This window comes from Exiguobacterium sp. s70 (assembly GCF_018618315.1).
Taxonomy (GTDB): domain Bacteria; phylum Bacillota; class Bacilli; order Exiguobacteriales; family Exiguobacteriaceae; genus Exiguobacterium; species Exiguobacterium chiriqhucha.
Genome location: NZ_JACSLV010000019.1, coordinates 1 through 382, shown reverse-complemented (window position 1 = coordinate 382; position 382 = coordinate 1). Strand labels below are relative to the sequence as shown.

At 50.0% G+C, this 382-nt stretch carries 2 tRNA genes; both read left to right on the top strand.

Going from position 1 to position 382, the window contains the following annotated elements:
• Positions 1-120 precede the first annotated feature (120 nt).
• Positions 121-197: transfer RNA gene (locus KNP84_RS15180), tRNA-Ile, on the top strand.
• 21 nt (positions 198-218) lie between these two features.
• Positions 219-291: transfer RNA gene (locus KNP84_RS15175), tRNA-Ala, on the top strand.
• Positions 292-382: the final 91 nt, after the last annotated feature.

The following is a 382-nucleotide window of genomic DNA, read 5'->3' as shown; positions in this document are numbered from 1 at the left end:
AACAAGGTAGCCGTATCGGAAGGTGCGGCTGGATCACCTCCTTTCTAAGGAAAATGCCCATGTGGCATTGCCCATCGTTCAGTTTTGAGAGACCAAAATCTCTCGACAATCAAAATATGAGGGCCTATAGCTCAGCTGGTTAGAGCGCACGCCTGATAAGCGTGAGGTCGGTGGTTCGAGTCCACTTAGGCCCACCATTTTTTTGAGAATTCCAATACGGGGCCTTAGCTCAGCTGGGAGAGCGCCTGCCTTGCACGCAGGAGGTCAGCGGTTCGATCCCGCTAGGCTCCACTTTGTTCCTTGAAAACTGAAGATTCATCAAGACATCAAACCAATTATTTCACATATGGTCCGTGAGGACCGTGTGTCTTAGACGCTAGAT